Annotated in this window: 18 protein-coding genes; 4 read left to right on the top strand and 14 right to left on the bottom strand. The window is 65.2% G+C overall.

Annotation, left to right across the window (positions count from 1 at the left end; translation table 11 throughout):
* The first annotated feature begins 118 nt into the window (after positions 1-118).
* Positions 119-739: a hypothetical protein gene (locus tag B2W55_RS26150; protein ID WP_024580143.1), complete on the top strand. Its 621-nt coding sequence runs from the start codon at positions 119-121 to the stop codon at positions 737-739.
* A gap of 2 nt (positions 740-741) precedes the next feature.
* On the opposite strand, the gene B2W55_RS26155 is transcribed toward B2W55_RS26150, so the two are convergent.
* Together B2W55_RS26155 and B2W55_RS26160 are read right to left on the bottom strand one after the other, a co-directional pair.
* Entirely contained in the window at positions 742-975 is a 234-nt protein-coding gene (locus B2W55_RS26155; RefSeq protein ID WP_024580142.1) for a hypothetical protein, read from the bottom strand.
* Between the two features lie 28 nt (positions 976-1,003).
* Positions 1,004-1,402: a lysozyme inhibitor LprI family protein gene (locus tag B2W55_RS26160; RefSeq protein ID WP_244442162.1), complete on the bottom strand. Its 399-nt coding sequence runs from the start codon at positions 1,400-1,402 to the stop codon at positions 1,004-1,006.
* Positions 1,403-1,537: 135 nt separating this feature from the next.
* Here B2W55_RS26160 and B2W55_RS26165 point away from each other — a divergent pair, with 135 nt between their 5' ends.
* Complete coding sequence (locus B2W55_RS26165; RefSeq protein ID WP_024580140.1) at positions 1,538-2,557, top strand: adenylate/guanylate cyclase domain-containing protein; 1,020 nt, start codon at positions 1,538-1,540, stop codon at positions 2,555-2,557.
* 187 nt (positions 2,558-2,744) lie between these two features.
* Positions 2,745-3,851, top strand: a complete 1,107-nt coding sequence (locus tag B2W55_RS26170; RefSeq protein WP_024580139.1) for a DUF2336 domain-containing protein — start codon at positions 2,745-2,747, stop codon at positions 3,849-3,851.
* Between the two features lie 166 nt (positions 3,852-4,017).
* Here the strand turns inward: B2W55_RS26170 and ilvC are convergent, their stop codons facing one another.
* The 8 genes from ilvC to miaA form a co-directional block, all read right to left on the bottom strand.
* Positions 4,018-5,037: a ketol-acid reductoisomerase gene (ilvC, locus tag B2W55_RS26175; RefSeq protein WP_024580138.1), complete on the bottom strand. Its 1,020-nt coding sequence runs from the start codon at positions 5,035-5,037 to the stop codon at positions 4,018-4,020.
* Between the two features lie 150 nt (positions 5,038-5,187).
* Positions 5,188-5,796 (bottom strand): LysE family translocator, encoded by a 609-nt coding sequence (locus B2W55_RS26180; protein ID WP_024580137.1) that lies wholly within the window; start codon positions 5,794-5,796, stop codon positions 5,188-5,190.
* Positions 5,797-5,803: 7 nt separating this feature from the next.
* On the bottom strand, positions 5,804-6,676 hold the full coding sequence (locus tag B2W55_RS26185) for an EamA family transporter (RefSeq protein ID WP_024580136.1): 873 nt from the start codon (positions 6,674-6,676) through the stop codon (positions 5,804-5,806).
* A gap of 43 nt (positions 6,677-6,719) precedes the next feature.
* Positions 6,720-7,415 (bottom strand): class I SAM-dependent methyltransferase, encoded by a 696-nt coding sequence (locus tag B2W55_RS26190; RefSeq protein ID WP_024580135.1) that lies wholly within the window; start codon positions 7,413-7,415, stop codon positions 6,720-6,722.
* A gap of 3 nt (positions 7,416-7,418) precedes the next feature.
* Positions 7,419-7,961 (bottom strand): acetolactate synthase small subunit, encoded by a 543-nt coding sequence (ilvN, locus tag B2W55_RS26195; protein ID WP_024580134.1) that lies wholly within the window; start codon positions 7,959-7,961, stop codon positions 7,419-7,421.
* A gap of 21 nt (positions 7,962-7,982) precedes the next feature.
* Positions 7,983-8,969 carry a threonine dehydratase gene (locus tag B2W55_RS26200; protein WP_024580133.1) on the bottom strand — a complete coding sequence of 329 codons (987 nt, stop codon included), beginning with the start codon at positions 8,967-8,969 and terminating at the stop codon, positions 7,983-7,985.
* Positions 8,970-9,119: 150 nt separating this feature from the next.
* On the bottom strand, positions 9,120-10,895 hold the full coding sequence (locus B2W55_RS26205; protein WP_024580132.1) for an acetolactate synthase 3 large subunit: 1,776 nt from the start codon (positions 10,893-10,895) through the stop codon (positions 9,120-9,122).
* Between the two features lie 434 nt (positions 10,896-11,329).
* A complete protein-coding gene (gene miaA / locus B2W55_RS26210; protein ID WP_024580131.1) occupies positions 11,330-12,259 on the bottom strand; it encodes a tRNA (adenosine(37)-N6)-dimethylallyltransferase MiaA in 930 nt (309 codons plus the stop codon).
* Between miaA and serB the strand changes: the two genes are divergently transcribed.
* Positions 12,258-13,163: a phosphoserine phosphatase SerB gene (gene serB / locus B2W55_RS26215; protein WP_024580130.1), complete on the top strand. Its 906-nt coding sequence runs from the start codon at positions 12,258-12,260 to the stop codon at positions 13,161-13,163. The genes miaA and serB overlap by 2 nt on opposite strands.
* 141 nt (positions 13,164-13,304) lie before the next feature.
* Here serB and B2W55_RS26220 read toward each other — a convergent pair whose 3' ends face one another.
* The 4 genes from B2W55_RS26220 to hflK form a co-directional block, all read right to left on the bottom strand.
* Complete coding sequence (locus tag B2W55_RS26220) at positions 13,305-14,804, bottom strand: Do family serine endopeptidase (RefSeq protein ID WP_024580129.1); 1,500 nt, start codon at positions 14,802-14,804, stop codon at positions 13,305-13,307.
* A 208-nt stretch (positions 14,805-15,012) separates the two neighbouring features.
* Entirely contained in the window at positions 15,013-15,213 is a 201-nt protein-coding gene (locus tag B2W55_RS26225; protein WP_024580128.1) for a DUF2065 domain-containing protein, read from the bottom strand.
* Between the two features lie 80 nt (positions 15,214-15,293).
* The gene (gene hflC / locus B2W55_RS26230; RefSeq protein WP_024580127.1) at positions 15,294-16,193 is read right to left on the bottom strand and encodes a protease modulator HflC; all 900 of its coding nucleotides are present in this window, start codon (positions 16,191-16,193) and stop codon (positions 15,294-15,296) included.
* Positions 16,190-17,332, bottom strand: coding sequence for an FtsH protease activity modulator HflK (gene hflK / locus B2W55_RS26235; protein WP_024580126.1), 1,143 nt, complete (start codon positions 17,330-17,332; stop codon positions 16,190-16,192). The genes hflC and hflK overlap by 4 nt, the downstream gene beginning before the upstream one ends.

The following is a 17,332-nucleotide window of genomic DNA, read 5'->3' on the forward strand; positions in this document are numbered from 1 at the left end:
TTCGCTCGAAAACGCTCTAGCATCACCCGGTTGTGAATGTAAGCACCGATTACAACAATTGACTGCACGTCGTCGCAAAATGTAACTGGTGATTACATCAGGCAGCGGGAGGCGAGACATGGCGACGCGGCGCAACTGGTTCGAGGGCTGGCGGCTGTTCGGCCTGCTCACGCTGACCCTGGTGGGGCTCTCGATCTGGATCGCCGCGATGCGGCAGTTCGAGGTCGAGGGCGTGCGGATGGTGATCCGCTTCACGGCACGGACCTCGCTGCTGCTGTTCTGCCTCGCCTTCTCCGCCGCCGCGCTGGTGCGGCTCTGGCCGAACGCCTGGACGCACTGGCAGCGCCGCAACCGCCGCTATCTCGGCGTCACCTTCGCGGCCTCGCACGCCGTCCATGCGGTCGCAATCACCGCGTTCGCGATGCGCGATCCGGCCGGCTTCGCAGCCGCGACCTCGACCGTATCGTATATCTTCGGCGGGATCGGCTATCTCGTCATCGTCGCGCTGACCGCGACCTCGTTCGATCGCACCGCGGCGATGCTCGGTGCAAGCGCCTGGCGCAGACTGCATCTCGTGGGCGGCTACTATCTGCTGTTGCAGTTCATGGTGTCGTTCGGCAAGCGGATCCCCGACATGCCGCTCTATGCGCTGTTCCTGGTGCCGCTCGCCGCGGTGTTCGCGCTCAGGATGATCAGCATGGCCGCGCGGCCCGCGCCGCGTCAGGCGCAGGCGGGTTGAGATCACACGAGGTGAAACTTGCGGCCGAGCTGGCGATGAACCGACAGCACCGCGCGGTCGACGTCGCTGATCAGGCTGTCGCCGAGCACGACGTTCGGGATCTCCCAGTTGCGCCCGATCTGCACCTCGGGCAGCGCGACGACCGCCGGCACGCGCGCGGTTGCGCAGCCGGGCTGGGCGCGTAGCGCATCCTCGGCAAGCTGGGTCAATTCATCCTGGCTCTTTCCGTCGGTCATGACCTCCGTCCTGACGCCGGAAGATGGCTCACTGATGGCCACGATTCTCCAGTTCCCTGGCCCGGGTTTCCGTCACGCTGCGCATGCATTCGCCGGCGTCGAGCCGGGCGATGGTGCCCTCGCCGAGGTCGTAGTACAGGCAGTTGGCGTCGCGATACTGGATCCACAGCCGCTGCGCGGTGCGCAGCTGTTCGCGCTGCTTGTCGCCGGCGGCATCCTTCAGCGCCTGCTGATAGGCCGCGTTCATGCGCTTGTCCCATTGCGCGGTCCTGGCCTTGAGGCACTCGACCATCTGGTAGGTGCTGCCGTCGCAGGACGGTTCGCCATCGGCCTGATCACCGGCGTGGGCCGAGGAAGCGGCGATGATGAAGGCGGCCGCAACCAGAGCCCTCTGCCCGCGCGCGCCTGTCGTGAGAGCCGATGTCATGCCGTCTTCCCTTTCCGACCGGTCCAGCAGACGGACCATATATGAGTGCGCCCACGATGCATCCCGTTCACGTCAGGCCGCCCCCCGGCTGGCCTTCGCGATCCGCGCAGGATATTTCATGGGCGTGGAGGCACCATGCGGCGCAACCTGACGCCTGTGATCATTCTGGCCGTGGTCGGCCTGCTCGTCGGCGGGCTGTTTCGCTATGCCTTCGATCGGCCCGTCGAGGCGTCGATCGCGAACTATTTGCGCAGCGCCATTGAGGGCGCCGCAATCACCCTGATCGTCTGGGTCACGCACCTCTATCTGGCCGCGCGCGGGGGCTGGCTGCGGCAACGGCCGCTCATCGTCGAGTTGCTTGCCCGCTCCATTATCCTCGCCGTCACCGTCGCGGTTGCCGCGATCGTGCTGGAGGTCGTGCTCAACGAACACGGGATCGACGCGAAATTTTTTCGCGAAACCTTCCTGAAGATCATCGGCGTCTCCTTGCTGCTGTCGATCCCGATCACGACGATCTACGAACTGGTCCGGATGATCGGCGGACATACGCTGCTCAGCATCGTGCTCGGGCGCTATCGCCAGCCGGTGCGCGAGGAGCGCGTGCTGCTGTTTCTCGACCTGGTCGGCTCGACGACCCTGGCGGAGCAGATGGGCGAGCTCCGGGTGCAGGAGCTGCTGACGCGCTTCTTCTCTGACATCGACGCGCCGATCGTGTCGCATGGCGGCGAAGTCCACGCCTATGTCGGTGACGAGGTGATCGTGACCTGGCCGGCCAATACCGGCGAGACATCGCGGCGGTATCTCGATTGCGTGTTCGCGATCGAGGACCGCCTCGCCAAGCGGGCCGATCATTATCGCAGGGAGTTCGGCGTGGTGCCGGCGTTTCGCGCCGGGATGCATGCCGGTCCGGTCGTCATCGCCGAATGCGGTGACTCACGGCGCCAGATCGCCTATTTCGGCGACACCGTGAACGTCACGGCGCGGTTGCAGGCGTATTGCAAGGAGGCCGGACGGCCGTTGCTGATCTCGGGCGAATTGCGTCGCCTGCTGCCTCCGAGCCTAGACCTTGCCGTCGAGGCTCTTGGTTCGACGCAATTGCGCGGACGCGCCGCATCGATCGAGATCTTTTCCGTCGCGCGGCGCGCATCGTCCTAAACAATCTCTTAAGATGCATCGGCCATGGCTACCGCGTTCAATGCACGAATTGAATCGTGCCTGGTCGGATCCCGTTAAGGATGCGATGGACCCGTATTTGCACCGGGTTCCACCTTAACGCAGGTGTAAGATCGCCAGCGATATCGTGCAGGCCGTTGTCATCCAAGAAAAACAAGGTTGCCCATCGATGGCGCAACAGGCGTCACAATCGATTATTGCCGAACTCGAAGATGCGGTCCGGGACGGGACGTCCGCCAAGCGCGTGCAGACGCTGCGGCGGGTCACCGATCTGTTCCTGAACGACGGCGACCGCCTCAACGACGAACAGGTCAAGGTGTTCGATGACGTGCTCTGCCTGCTGGTCGCGCGGGTCGAGACGCGTGCACGCGCCGAACTGAGCAAGCGGCTCGCGCCGCTCGACTATGCGCCGTTCGAGGTGATTCAGCATCTCGCCTGGGACGACGATATCGGCGTCGCCGGCGACGTGCTGACCCACTCCAGCCGCCTCTCGACCGACGCATTGCGCGAGATCGCGAGCAGCAAGGGTCAGGACCATCTGTTCGCGATTTCGGCGCGCGAGAACCTGCCCGCCGCCGTCACCGACGTGATCATCGATCGCGGCGAGGACAAGGTGATCCGGCGCCTTGCCAGCAACGCCGGCGCGCAGTTCTCCGACAACGGCTACTCCTCGATCGTCGCCCGTGCCGAGAGCGACGACGAACTGGTCGAGATCCTCGGACTGCGCATCGACATTCCGGCCAAGCTGCTGCGCGACCTGCTGCAGCGTGCCAAGGATACCGTGCGCGCCCGCCTGCTCGCGCTCGCATCGCCCCGGGCACGCGAGGAGATCAGCCAGGTGCTGAACGACATCGCGCAGGACGAGGCCGCGCAGCCGCGCCGCAACTACGGCATCGCCGAGGAGCTGGTCAAGCTGATGAAACAGCTGAACGAGCTCGATGACGCGGCTGTCTACAAATTCGCCGAGAGCGGCAAGTTCGACGAGGTCACGGTCGCCCTCGCCGTGCTCAACGACATGCCGATCGCGATGATCGAGCGCCTGATGCTCGGGCTGCGCTCCGACCTGCTGCTGATCCCGTGCCGTTCGGCGCGGCTCAATTGGCCGACGGTCGAAACCATCCTGCGCAAGCGGCCGCTGCCGCATGCCATCGACCATGCCACGCTGGAGATCGCGCAACGCGACTACCGGCGGCTGTCACTGGAAACCGCCCAGCGCACCGTGCGGTTCTGGCAGTTGCACAAGCGGATCGAGAAGCAGCCGATGGCAGCGGGCTAGCGTTGTTCGCAGACAAAGAAAAAAGGGGTGGGCAATTTGATTGCCCACCCTTTTGATTCGATGCGGAGTGCGTAGGGTGGGTTAGCCGAAGGCGTAACCCACCAAGTTTTTCACCGCGGAGACAATGGTGGGTTACGCTTCGCTAACCCACCCTACAAGGCCGCGCTCAGTTCTTGGTCTTGTCGACCAGCGCGCCCTTCTTGATCCAGGGCATCATGTCGCGCAGCTTGGCGCCGACTTCCTCGATCGGGTGCTCGGCGAGCTTGGCGCGGGTCGCCTTGAACGAGGTCTGGTTGACCTTGTTCTCCAGCATCCAGTCGCGGGCGAACTTGCCGCCCTGGATGTCGGCGAGCACGCGCTTCATCTCCGCCTTGGTCTCGGCCGTGACGATGCGCGGACCGGTGACGTACTCGCCGTATTCGGCGGTGTTGGAGATCGAGTAGTTCATGTTGGCGATGCCGCCTTCATAGATCAGGTCGACGATCAGCTTCACTTCGTGCAGGCACTCGAAATAGGCCATCTCGGGCGCATAGCCGGCCTCGACCAGCGTCTCGTAGCCGCCCTTGATCAGTTCGACCAGGCCGCCGCAGAGCACCACCTGCTCGCCGAACAGGTCGGTCTCGCACTCTTCCTTGAAGGTGGTCTCGATGATGCCGGCGCGGCCGCCGCCGATCGCCGAGGCGTAGCTGAGGCCGAGGTCATGGGCATTGCCCGACGAATCCTTGGCGATCGCGATCAGGCAGGGCACGCCGCCGCCGCGCTGATATTCGGAGCGCACGGTGTGGCCGGGGCCCTTCGGCGCGATCATCAGCACGTCGAGGTCGGCGCGCGGATCGAGCAGGTTGAAGTGCACGTTGAGGCCGTGAGCAAACACCAGCGCCGCGCCCTTCTTCATGTTGTCGTGCAGGTGCTCGCGATAGATGTCGCCCTGCAGTTCGTCCGGGGTCAGCATCATGACGAGGTCGGCCCATTTGGCAGCCTCGGCGACTTCGAGCACCTTGAAGCCGGCGGCTTCGGCCTTCTTGGCCGAGGCCGAACCCTTGCGCAGCGCGATCGCCACGTCCTTGACGCCGGAATCCTTCAGGTTCAGCGCGTGGGCGTGGCCCTGGCTGCCATAGCCGACGATGGCGACCTTCTTGCCCTTGATCAGGTTCAGGTCGGCATCGCGATCGTAGTAAACTCGCATCGTGTTTTCCTCGTTTGAAGGGGGCCAAAATCGGCCGATGAATCAGGCTTTCGGAAGGTCAGAACCGCCGGGCGCCCGCGAATTTCCGGCGTTGTCTAAAGCATTTTTCCCCTCAGGGGAAACCCTCATCTCGCATGGCGCGGTGCGGCATCATGCGTCCATGAAGACCGGGTAGAGCGAGGCCAGCAGCAGGATGGCCATCAGCACGTTGAAGACGCGGATCGCCCGGGGCGAGGTCAGGATCGGCCGCAACGCGGTGCCGAACAGCGCCCAGACGATGCAGGAGACCGTCCCCAGGATCAGGCTCAGGCCGACCTGGATCGCGATGTTCCAGGGAAAGGCGGCGATCGCCGCATAGGCCGTGATGGTGCCGATCACCATCACCCAGCCCTTGGCATTGATCCACTGGAACATGGCCGCGCCCCAGAAGGTCATCGGGCCGCGGCCGGACGTGTCGTCCTTGTCCGCCGACGGCGGCTCGGCCATGGCGATGACGGCGGCGAGATAGACCAGATAGGCCACGCCGCCATATTTCAGGATCGTTTGCAGAACCGGATAGGCGATGAACACGGCGCCGAGCCCGACGCCGACCGCACCGACCATGAAAGCGTAGCCGACCGTGATCCCGGCGATGTGCGGCACCGTACGGCGGAAGCCATAGGTCAGCCCCGACGACAGCAGCATGATGTTGTTGGGACCGGGCGTGAAGAACATCACGACCGCAAACACGACAAAGGCAAACAGCAGCGAATTCGACATGGCGTCCTCACCCGGCCTTCGGCAGTGCTCTCGGCCGCGACAACAGCATCACCGCGATGCCGGCGATGACCGTGACCATGCCGCCCAGCCGCAGCGGCCCGAATCTTTCGCCGAACACGATGCTGGATGCGCCGGAGCCGACGAACGGCACCAGTAGCGCGAACGGCACCACCTGTGCGGCCGGGTAATCCCTGAGCAGCCGTCCCCACAGCCAATAGGCGATGCTGGTCGAGATGCCGCCGAGACAGAGCACGCAGACGAAGCCGGTCAGCGACATGTGGCTCAGTGCCTGCCAGGTCGGCTGCGGCCCGTTGCTGATCAGGGTCAGCACCGCGAGCGGCACCGCGGCAGACAGGCACAGCCAGGCGAACAGGTCGAACATCGGCGCGCCACGCGCCTGTCGCAGCAGCAGGTTGCCGATCGCGAAGCTGATCGGACAGATCATCACGATGCCGAACGCCGCGACGCTGAAATCGTAACCGACCGTGCCGCAGATCATCAGCAGGCCGAGCGTGGCGATCGTGATGCCGATGGTCTGGGTCCGGGTCGGCAGCTCGCCGAAGATCAGCGCGGCGAAGCCGATCGTGAACAAGGCCTGGCTCTGCACGATCACGCTGGAGAGCCCGACCGGAACGCCATGCGCGATCGCAAAGGCTTGCGCCAGGAACTGGCCGAGGAACAGCGTGGAGCTGATCGCGATCAGCAGCGGCCAGGAGACGCCGGGCTTGCGCACGAACAAGCATGGCAGCGCGGCAATGGCGAAGCGCAGCGTCGTCATGAGCTCCGGCGAGAACTCATTGAGCGCGATCCGGCTTGCGACGAACGCAAGCCCCCAGATCACCGCGACCATGACGGCGATGCCAACATCGGCCGGCTTCATTGTTGTTCTTCTTCTGCTTCCGTTTCGCTACGTCGGTCGAGATCTATATTTGCTCGTCCGGGGTCGGTTTGCGCAGCAGATAGGTGCCGTGCAGCGGCGCGTGATAGTCGGCGGCGACCAGGGTGAAGCCGGTTTCGGTCAGCATGCGCTCCATCACCCAGCCGAAGGTCGAGTATTCGTCGCGCATATGGGTCATCACGCTTTCACGCTCGAAATCGTGATTCTTGATCGAGAAATCGGCCCAGCCCTCGACATCGCGATCGACGCCGTCGGGCATGCTGACGAACACCATGTCGCGCAGATAGAAGTTCGCGCCGGGCTTCAGCGCGTTGAAGATCCGCGACAATGCCACCGCCTTCCAGAAGTCGGGCAGATGGTGCAGCGTGAATTCGCTGACGATCAGATCGTAGGAGTTCGGCTGATAGGCAAAGGACAAGAGGCCGGCCGGCTGGGTCCGGATCCGCGCCTTGCGGTCACGCGCATAGATCTCGGCGAGCCCGAGCATCGCCGGCGAGATGTCGATGGCGTCGACCTCGGCGCCCATCAGCGCCGCCTCGGTCGCCAGCACGCCGTTGCCGCAGCCGATATCGGCGATCCGCCAGCCCGGCTTGACGCCGAGCATGGTCAGCGCCTGACGCGCGCGGGCGTCGCTGTCTTCGCTGACGTCATAGATCGAGGCGACCGCGGTATCGAGACCGACCTGCCGCCGTTGCGTGTAGTACCAGTCGCGCGCCAACATGACTCACATCCCTTCCGGCCCACGCGTGATCGCGGCCACCCCGGTTCGTGACACCTCGACCAGGCCCAACGGGCGCATCAGGTCGATGAACTGACTGATCTTGGACGAATTGCCCGTGATCTCGAACACAAAGCTCTCGGTCGTGGCGTCGATCACCCGGGCGCGGAACGCATCCGCCAGCCGCAGCGCCTCGACGCGGTGATCGCCACCGCCGCGCACCTTGACCATCGCAAGCTCGCGCTCGATCGAGCTGCCGGTCAGCGTCATGTCGACGACGCGGTAGACCGGGATCATGCGGTCGAGCTGATGTTTGATCTGCTGGATCACCATCGGCGTGCCCGTGGTGACGATCGTGATCCGCGAGAGATGCTTCTGGTTCTCGGTCTCCGACACGGTGAGACTCTCGATGTTGTAGCCGCGGCCGGAGAACAGGCCGATCACGCGCGCCAACACGCCGGGCTCGTTCTGCACCAGGACGGACAGCGTATGCGTCTCGTTCGGATCGTGACGCTCTTCGAGGAAATAGGCCGATGCGGGCTGGTTCATTGTCGTCCCCTTACATTCTTTTCACGCCACCGCCCGTTGGGCGGCCGGCGCAGCACCCGTCCCGATCCAGGACCGGAACAGATCGAAATCGATATTGCCGCCGCTCAGGATCAGGCCGACCCGCTTGCCGGCGAGCTTGCTCTTTTCCTGGAGCGCGGCCGCGAGCGCCGCGGCACCCGCGCCCTCGGCGAGATTGTGGGTGTCGGTCCAGTACGCGCGGATCGCCTGGCCGACCTCGTCGTCGGTGACCTGCACGATGCGCGAGGCGCCCTTGCGGATCAGGGCGAACGCCTCGGCGTCCGGAATCCGCGTCGCCATGCCGTCGGCCAGCGTGTTGCTGGTCTCGGTGGTCACGATCTTTCCGGCGGCGAACGACAGCGCGTAGGACGGCGCTTCGGTCGACTGCACGCCGACGATCTCGGTCTTCAGGCCGAGCAGGTCCCGCGCCATGATGCAGCCGGAGATGCCTGAGCCCTGCCCGATCGGCACATAGAGGATGTCGAGATCAGGCGCCGAGCGGAACAGTTCGAGCGCATAGGTCGCGACGCCGAGCACCAGGTCGGCATGGAACGACGGCACCATGTGCAGACCGTCGAACTGCGCGCGGCGCTCGGCTTCCTCCCTCGCGGCCTGGAAATCCTCGCCATGCTCGACCAGTTCGGCGCCGAAGGTCCGCATCGCGCGGTTCTTCTCGACTGAGTTGCCGCGCGGCACATAGATCACCGCCCGCACGCCGTGACGGCTCGCGGCAAAGGCCAGGCTCTGGCCGTGATTGCCGCGCGTCGCCGAGATGATGCCGGGCACATCGGGCCGCTCACGCTTCAGCCGATCGAGATAGACCAGGCCGCCGCGGACCTTGAAGGCGCCGATCGGCGTGTGGTTCTCATGCTTGACCACGACCGCGGTGCCGAGCCGCTCGGCCAGCAACGGCCAGGCATGCGCCGGCGTCGCCGGCACCGCGGTGCCGACGATTTTGTGCGCGCGCTCGAGCTCGTTCAAGTCGAACATCTTGGTTCCCTGTCGCCTACTCTCTCTCGTCATCCCCGCGAAAGCGGGGATCCAGTATTCCAGAAACGCCCGAGAGCAATCGAGATGCCTCTGCGTACTGGATCGCCCGGTCAAGCCGGGCGACGACAGCGGAATTTCTGTCGCGCATCATCACACCAGCGCCTTGCCGCCGGAGAAGGCCTTGGCGGTGGCCTCATCGGTCGCCTCTTCCGGCAGCAGCATCTCGTTGTGCGCCTTGCCCGACGGGATCATCGGGAAGCAGTTCTCGAGTGCCGCGACGCGGCAGTCGAACAGCACCGGGCGCTTGACCGAGATCATCTCCTTGATCGCGCCGTCGAGATCGGAAGGCTTGTGCGCCCGGATGCCGACGCCGCCATAGGCCTCCGCGAGCTTGACGAAGTCCGGCAGCGCCTCGGAGTAGGAATGCGACAGCCGGTTGCCGTGCAGCAGCTGCTGCCACTGCCGCACCATGCCCATGTACTGGTTGTTCAGGATGAAGATCTTGATCGGCAGCTCGTACTGGACCGCCGTCGAGATCTCCTGGATCGTCATCTGCACCGAGGCATCGCCCGCGATGTCGATCACCAGGCTGTCCGGATGCGCCACCTGCACGCCGACCGCGGCCGGCAGGCCGTAGCCCATGGTGCCGAGGCCGCCCGAGGTCATCCAGCGATGCGGCTCCTCGAAGCCGAAGAACTGCGCCGCCCACATCTGGTGCTGACCGACTTCGGTCGTGATGTAGGTGTCCTTGCCGCGGGTCAGCTCGAACAGGCGCTGGATCGCGTATTGCGGCAGGATGATATCGCTGTTCTTCTTGTAGGACAGCGAGTTGCGCGCGCGCCACTGCGCGATCTGCTGCCACCACGCCTTGATGTCGGGCTTCTTCGCCTCCGCCTTGAACACCTGCAAGAGATCACCCAGCACGTTGGCACAGTCGCCGATGATCGGCACGTCGACGCGGATGTTCTTGTTGATCGAGGACGGATCGATGTCGATGTGGATCTTCTTCGAGCCCGGCGAGAACGCGTCGGTGCGGCCGGTGATGCGGTCGTCGAAGCGCGCGCCGACGCACAGCATGACGTCGCAATCATGCATCGTCATGTTGGCCTCGTAGGTGCCGTGCATGCCCAGCATGCCGAGCCAGTTCGGACCCGACGCCGGATAGGCGCCGAGACCCATCAGGGTCGAGGTGATCGGAAAGCCGGTCACCTCCACCAACTGGCGCAGCAGCTGCGAGGCCTCGGGACCGGAATTGATCACGCCGCCGCCGGAATAGATCACCGGACGCTTGGCGTTGGCGAGCAGCGCCACTGCCTTGCGGATCTGGGTCGCATCACCCTTGACGCGCGGCGTGTAGGAGATGTGCACGTCCGACTTGCGCGGCGGATGATAGGTGCCGGTCGCGAACTGCACGTCCTTCGGCACGTCGACCACGACCGGGCCGGGCCGGCCGGTGGTGGCGACATAGAAGGCCTCGTGCAGCACCCTGGCGAGGTCGTTGACGTCGCGCACCAGCCAGTTGTGCTTGGTGGCGGGCCGCGTGATGCCGACCGTGTCGCACTCCTGGAAGGCATCGTTGCCGATCAGATGGGTTGGCACCTGGCCGGTGATGCAGACCAGCGGGATCGAATCCATCAGCGCGTCGGTCAGCGGCGTCACCATGTTGGTGGCGCCGGGGCCCGACGTCACCAGCACCACGCCGGGCTTGCCGGTCGAGCGCGCATAGCCTTCGGCGGCATGGCCGGCGCCCTGCTCGTGGCGCACCAGGATGTGTTCGACCTCGCTCTGCTGGAAAATCTCGTCGTAGATCGGAAGCACCGCACCGCCGGGATAGCCGAAGACATGCTGCACGCCGTGATCGATGAGCGCGCGCACGATCATCGCGGCGCCGGTCATCTGATTGGGATCGTGGCTCTTGTCGGTCATGGTTCGCTCCGGATGCGCTTGTTTTTGCGCGGCTTTTGTCAGTTCTCGGTCAGTTCTGCTTCGGGCAATAAAAAGGGGCCCCTGAGGCCCCATGCACACCGCCCGTATTTGGATGGCAGCTAGCCATCCCCGGCGGTGTGCCTGGGTACGACGGCGATAAGGAGTTTGGTAATAATGTTGCGCACGAGACGACCCAGTCTTCCCAAAGGTTGCGCGAACATAGCCGCCAAAGCCCGAATGTCAAGGCAAGGCAAGCATTTTCGCGATATTTGAAGTGTAACGGGGTTCCAACCGTTCGGCGAGTGTTTTTGCGCGGCGCAACGCGCATGGCAGACGGGCGTGTTGCGCCCTGGAGCCGCTCCGTGGCCCGGAGGCGCGCCTCTCCGGAAGGAAATCCACCCGGATTGCGCGGTGCTCCGTCCGGGGCGCCAGGGCTACGGGATATGGCTCTCCAGCCACGCCTTCGCCGCCTCGGGCTCGACCCAGTCGAACTCCGGCAGCTGGTGGCGAAACCAGGTGAACTGGCGCTTGGCGTAGTGACGGGTGTCGGCGCGGCCGATCTCGGCGGCCTCTTCCCGGCTGATCTCCCCCTTCAGGTGAGCCATCAGGGCCGGCACGCCATGGGCCTTCATGGCCGGCAGCAGCGGGTCGAGCGCGCGCGCCGCCAGCGCCGTGACCTCGTCGAGCGCGCCGGCGTCAAGCATCGCGCCGAACCGCGCGTCGATCCGCGCATAGAGCCTCTCCCGGTCAGGCGCGAGAAACACCGCGTGGAATGCGCCCGGCGGCAGCAGCGGCGGCAGACCGTCGCGATGCCAGTCCGGCAGCGGGCGGCCGGTGGCCTCGACCACCTCGAGCGCACGCGCGATGCGGGTGCGGTCGCGCGGCTTCAGCCGTTCGGCCGACACCGGATCGCGCGCCGCAAGCTCGGCATGCAGGGCCTCGACGCCGTGCTGCTCCAGCCTTGCGCGGACGGCGTCGCGCACATCAGCGGCGATCGGCGGCACCGCCGACAGGCCGCGCGTCAGTGCCTTGAAATACAGGCCGGAGCCGCCGATGAAGATCGGCAACCTTCCCTGCGCACGGGCCTCGCCGAGCACTTCTGCCGCGTCCGCAACCCAGGCGCCGGCGGAGAAATTCACGCCGGCGTCGACATGGCCGTAGAGCCGGTGCGGAACCAGCGCCTCCTCGCCGGCGCTCGGCCGCGCGGTGATGATCCTGAGGTCGCGATAGACCTGCATGGAATCGGTGTTGATCACGACCCCGCCGGTGCGCTGCGCGAGTTCGAGCGCCAGCGCCGACTTGCCGCTGGCGGTCGGCCCTGCGATAAGCACTGCCTTGTCCAACAATCCCGAATGCGCCTGCATGTCCCTCGTTGCCACGCTGATCTGCAATCCTGCAAGCCCCGCGCTCGACTCCACCATCGTCGACGGGGCACGCGCCGTGCTGCCCTCACCCGGCGCGGCGCAGTGGCTGTTCAACGAGGTCGCCGTCGACATTCCCTTCGAGCGCGAGAACGCCAGCCGGGACGACATCAAGGCCATCGAGCTCCAGCTCCGCCAGGCCCGCGGCGACCTGCCGATCGACATTGTCGTGCAACCTCGGATCGGCCGGCGCAAGAAGCTTTTTCTGGCCGACATGGATTCCACCATGATCGGGCAGGAATGCATCGACGAACTCGCCGATTTCGCCGGGCTGAAGGCCCATGTCGCAGGCATCACCGAGCGCGCGATGCGCGGCGAAATCGCGTTCGAGCCGGCGCTGCGCGAGCGCGTGGCGCTGCTCAAGGGCCTGCCGGTCAGCGTCGTCGACGAGGTGCTGGGGAAGCGCATCACACTGACGCCGGGCGGCCGCGACCTGGTGATGACGATGCGCGCGCACGGCGCCTATGCCTGCCTGATCTCGGGCGGCTTCACCCTGTTTACCAACGTGGTCGCGGGGAAAGTCGGCTTCCAGGAGAACCGCGCCAACCAGTTGCAGGTCGCGAACGGCAAACTGACCGGCGAAGTGGTCGAGCCGATCCTCGGCGCCGCGACCAAGCTTGCCACCCTGATCGAGCTCACCGAATCCTTCGATCTCGACGATATCGACACACTGGCGGTGGGTGACGGAGCCAACGATCTCGGCATGATCCAGGCCGCCGGACTCGGGGTCGCCTATCACGCCAAGCCGGCGGTTGCGGCCGCCGCCGCGGTCCGGATCGACCACGGCGACCTCACCGCGCTGTTGTACGCGCAGGGCTACCGACGGGATGAGTTCGTCGACAAGTGAGGTTCACGTAACCTGTCGTCCCCCGCGAAAGCGGGGGACCCAGTCTTCCAGAGACGCCGGAGGATGATCGAGGGGCCGCGGCGTACTGCATCCCCCGCTTTCGCGGGGGATGACGGTTGTGGGTGAAACGTCAACGCGCCTCTACTGCACGCCGAGCGCCACAAACCGCAGTTCGCCGTCGCCGTTGGAGACCAGCAGCAGCACCGACTTCTTGCCGTCCTTCTTCAACTGGTCGATCCGCTTCTTGATGTCGCCGGCATTCGACACTGCTTCCTGCGCCACCTCGACGATGACGTCGCCGGCCGACAACCGCTTCTCGGCCGCATCCGAGTTGCTATCGACGCCGGTGACGACGACGCCCTTCACGCTGTCCTTGATCTTGTACTTGGTGCGCAGGTCCTTGCTCAGAGCTGCGAGGTCAAGACCGAGCGCCTTCTGGGTCACCGGCTTCTCGGCAGTGTCGTCCTTCGGCTTGGCGTTGGCCTGGACCTTGTCGTTGTCCTCGAGCCGGCCGAGCGTGACCTTGCGGGTCTCCTCATTGCCCTTGCGGATGATGACGACGTCGACTTCCTTGCCGACCGCGGTGTCGGCAACGATGCGCGACAGATCCTTGGGGTCCTTGACGTCCTTGCCGTCGAACTTGACGACGACGTCGCCGGGCTCGATGCCCGCCGGTTTCGCAGGCCCCTTGTCGTCGACGCCGGCGACCAGCGCACCGCGCGCCGGCTTGATGTTGAGGCTGTCGGCGATCTCGTCGGTGACCGCCTGGATGCGTACGCCGAGCCAGCCGCGACGCAACTCGCCATACTTCTGCAACTGGTCGACGACGCCGGCCACCGTCTTCGACGGCACGGCGAAGCCGAGGCCGATCGAACCGCCTGTCGGCGAGATGATCAGGGTGTTGACGCCGATCACCTCGCCATCGAGGTTGAACAGCGGACCGCCGGAATTGCCGCGATTGATCGCAGCGTCGGTCTGGATGTAGCTGTCATACGGGCCCTGGCTGATGTCGCGGTTCTTGGCCGAGACGATGCCTGCGGTCACCGTGCCGCCGAGGCTGAACGGATTGCCGATCGCGACCACCCAGTCGCCGAGACGGATCTTGTCGCTGTCGCCGAACTTCACCGCGGTGAGCGGCTTCGGCGGCTTGAACTTCAGCACCGCAAGGTCGGTCTTCTTGTCGACGCCGACCAGCTCGGCCTTGATCTTGGTGCCGTCGTTGAGGATGACGTTGATCTCGTCGGCGTCGGCGATGACGTGGTTGTTGGTGACCACGATGCCCGAGGTGTCGACGATGAAGCCCGAGCCGAGCGAGTTGGTCTTGCGCGGCTGGAACTCGCCGTTCTTGTCGCCGCCCTTGCCGCCCGGTCCGCGGCGGTTCTTGAAGAAATCGTCGAAGAATTCCTCGAACGGCGAGCCCGGCGGCAGTTGCGGCATGGCGCCGCCGCCCTTGTTGGCCTCGATCGTCTGCGACGTCGAGATGTTGACGACGGCATCGATCACCTTCTCGGCGATGTCGGCGATCCCCTCGGGACCGCGCGCGAACGCCGGCACGGAGCTCAGCATGCTCGCAGCACCGATCGAGATCGCGGCCCCCATCATGCGGAGGCGGCGGCCCAGGGCTGGTCTGGCAGCGGTCATGTCGGAAATTCTCCAGGCAACGGGTTCAAATGGGCTGGTCGCAAGTGTGCGCCCGTGGTCGCAGGTGTGCGCCCGTGGTCGCAGAGTGCGCCCGAACGGGCATATGGTGCAAGCATCTCAGCCCGGCATTTCGGCGAAAAACCGGCCGCGAATGGCTCACGATTATGTTCATTCCGGCGCGATCTCGCGCGCTTGGAACAAGCAATGCTCAGCGCCGCACCAGCCAGATCATGATCAGCCCGGCGACTGCCGAGCCGATCCCGACGACGCGCAGGATATTGTCGGGCGTCGCCAGCGCGCTCTTCATCGCCCGGCGCATCCAGGCGGGGCTTGCCGCGAACAGGATGCCTTCGAGCACGAACAGGATTCCCAACCCGATGAGGAAGTCGCCGAACGCTATTGACCTCATCGGATCGCAGCCTCCCGCTCGCTATTTGTTGTTATTGGGCGGCGGCGAAGCGATGTCGGCTTCGCCGCCGTATTGTGACGTTACTGTTTCGGCGCCGCGGCCGCTTCCGGCGGCTTGCCGTTGGCACTGCCGAAATACCTGAAGAATTCCGAGTCCGGCCGCAACAGGAAACGCGTGTCGCTGGACTTGAGGCCGTTCTCATAGGCCGTCATCGAGCGATAGAACGCGAAGAAGTCCTTGTCCTTGCCATAGGCCTCGGCGAACAGGCGGTTACGCTCGGCGTCGCCGGCGCCGCGGGTCTGGTCGGCGGCCGAGTTCGCCTCGGCGACGATCACGGTCGCTTCGCGGTCGGCCTTGGAGCGGATCTCCAGCGCCTTCTGGTCGCCCTGCGCGCGGAACTCGGCGGCTTCGCGCTGACGCTCGGTCTTCATCCGGTCGTAGACCGCCTGGCTGTTCTGCTCCGGCAGATCGGCACGGCGGATCCTGACGTCGACGACCTCGATGCCGTAGCCATCGGCTTCCTTGTCGAGCTGCTCGCGGATCCGCGACATCAGCTTCTCGCGTTCGTCGCGTACCACCGTGATGAAGGTGACCTCACCGAGCACGCGGCGCAGCGCCGCGTTCAACAGCGTGGTCAGTTGCAGATTGGCCGCCTGGATCGAGCCGACGCTGGTGTAGTAGCGCAACGCGTTCTTGATGCGATAGCGCGCGAAGGCGTCGACCACGAGCCGCTTCTGGTCGGAGGCGATCACTTCCTGCGACGGGTTCTCCAGATCGAGGATGCGCTTGTCGACATTGATCACGGAATTCCACGGCGCCTTGAAGTGCAATCCGGGATCGGTGACGACATCGACCGGTTCGCCGAACCGCAGGACGATGGTCTGCTCGGTCTGCTGCACGGTGAACATCGAGCTGTAGCCGACTGCAAGCAGGATGAAGAGAAGGATCAGGGACACAATGCCGGTGACAGGGGACCTCATCGGGTGGCTCCCTGCTGCTGGCCGGTCGTGGCCGGTGCCGCGGACGGACGCCGTGGCGACAGTTCACCCAACGGAAGGTAGGGCACGATGTTCTGGCCCGGTCCGCCGTCATAGACCAGCTTCTCGGAGCTTCCGAGCACCTTTTCCATGGTCTCCAGATAGATGCGCTCGCGCGTCACGTCGGGTGCCTTCTTGTACTCTTCATAGACCTTGAGGAAGCGCGCGCTCTGGCCCTTGGCCTCGGCGACCGCCTGTTCCTTGTAGCCTTCGGCGGCCTGCTGGATCTGCGCCGCACGACCACGCGCTTCCGGCACGATCCGGTTGGCGTAGGTCTGCGCCTCGTTCTGCTTGCGCTCGAGGTCGGCGCGCGCCGCCTGCACGTCGCGGAACGCGTCGATCACCTGCGCCGGCGGATCGACCTTCTGCATCTGCACCTGCGTGATCTGGATGCCCGCGTTGTAGGAATCCAGCGTCTTCTGCATCAGTTCCTGCACGCTCTGCTCGGTGACGTTGCGCGCCCCGGTCAGGATCGGCTGGATCTGCGAGCGGCCGATCACCTCGCGCATCGCGCTTTCGGCGACTGCCTTCACGGTGCCTTCGGGATTCTGGATGTTGAACAGGTAAGCGCCGGCGCCGCCCTGCTTGATGCGCCACAACACGGTGAAGTCGACGTCGACGATGTTTTCGTCGCCGGTCAGCATCAGGCTCTCTTCCGGCACGTCGCGCATGGTGCGGCCACGCCGGGCGGGATCGTCGATCAGGGTCATGCCGATCGAGATCGTGTTCACGCGCAGCGCCTTCGGCAGCAGCACGGTCTCGATCGGATACGGCAGGTGATAGCGCAGGCCGGGCTGCGCATCGCGATCATATTTGCCGAAGCGCATCACGACGCCGAGCTCTTCGGACTGGACCCGGAAGATTCCGGTCGCAAGCCAGATCGCCAGCGCGGCGACCACCACCAGCGCGATGCCCATGCCGCTGAAATGCCCGCCGGGCATCCACTGCTGCAGCCGGTCCTGGCCGCGCCGCAGCAGATCCTCAAGATCCGGCGGCCTCGGCCCGGCTGACTGCGGACCCGTGCCCCATGGCCCTTTCGGACCCGAGCCCCACGGCCCCCCGCCTTGATTTTTCCACGGCAT

The organism is Bradyrhizobium sp. UBA2491, assembly GCF_002341725.1.
Taxonomy (GTDB): domain Bacteria; phylum Pseudomonadota; class Alphaproteobacteria; order Rhizobiales; family Xanthobacteraceae; genus Bradyrhizobium.

Bases quoted from the DNA above. Each gene is read 5' to 3' on its own strand.
- B2W55_RS26185 (WP_024580136.1), bottom strand. From the start codon at position 6,676: ATGAAGCCGGCCGATGTTGGCATCGCCGTCATGGTCGCGGTGATCTGG.
- serB (WP_024580130.1), top strand. From the start codon at position 12,258: ATGTCCCTCGTTGCCACGCTGATCTGCAATCCTGCAAGCCCCGCGCTC.
- hflK (WP_024580126.1), bottom strand. From the start codon at position 17,332: ATGCCGTGGAAAAATCAAGGCGGGGGGCCGTGGGGCTCGGGTCCGAAA.
- B2W55_RS26165 (WP_024580140.1), top strand. From the start codon at position 1,538: ATGCGGCGCAACCTGACGCCTGTGATCATTCTGGCCGTGGTCGGCCTG.
- B2W55_RS26150 (WP_024580143.1), top strand. From the start codon at position 119: ATGGCGACGCGGCGCAACTGGTTCGAGGGCTGGCGGCTGTTCGGCCTG.
- B2W55_RS26155 (WP_024580142.1), bottom strand. From the start codon at position 975: ATGACCGACGGAAAGAGCCAGGATGAATTGACCCAGCTTGCCGAGGAT.
- B2W55_RS26220 (WP_024580129.1), bottom strand. From the start codon at position 14,804: ATGACCGCTGCCAGACCAGCCCTGGGCCGCCGCCTCCGCATGATGGGG.
- B2W55_RS26225 (WP_024580128.1), bottom strand. From the start codon at position 15,213: ATGAGGTCAATAGCGTTCGGCGACTTCCTCATCGGGTTGGGAATCCTG.
- B2W55_RS26190 (WP_024580135.1), bottom strand. From the start codon at position 7,415: ATGTTGGCGCGCGACTGGTACTACACGCAACGGCGGCAGGTCGGTCTC.
- B2W55_RS26205 (WP_024580132.1), bottom strand. From the start codon at position 10,895: ATGACCGACAAGAGCCACGATCCCAATCAGATGACCGGCGCCGCGATG.
- ilvN (WP_024580134.1), bottom strand. From the start codon at position 7,961: ATGAACCAGCCCGCATCGGCCTATTTCCTCGAAGAGCGTCACGATCCG.
- B2W55_RS26180 (WP_024580137.1), bottom strand. From the start codon at position 5,796: ATGTCGAATTCGCTGCTGTTTGCCTTTGTCGTGTTTGCGGTCGTGATG.
- B2W55_RS26200 (WP_024580133.1), bottom strand. From the start codon at position 8,969: ATGTTCGACTTGAACGAGCTCGAGCGCGCGCACAAAATCGTCGGCACC.
- B2W55_RS26160 (WP_244442162.1), bottom strand. From the start codon at position 1,402: ATGACATCGGCTCTCACGACAGGCGCGCGCGGGCAGAGGGCTCTGGTT.
- B2W55_RS26170 (WP_024580139.1), top strand. From the start codon at position 2,745: ATGGCGCAACAGGCGTCACAATCGATTATTGCCGAACTCGAAGATGCG.
- ilvC (WP_024580138.1), bottom strand. From the start codon at position 5,037: ATGCGAGTTTACTACGATCGCGATGCCGACCTGAACCTGATCAAGGGC.
- hflC (WP_024580127.1), bottom strand. From the start codon at position 16,193: ATGAGGTCCCCTGTCACCGGCATTGTGTCCCTGATCCTTCTCTTCATC.
- miaA (WP_024580131.1), bottom strand. From the start codon at position 12,259: ATGCAGGCGCATTCGGGATTGTTGGACAAGGCAGTGCTTATCGCAGGG.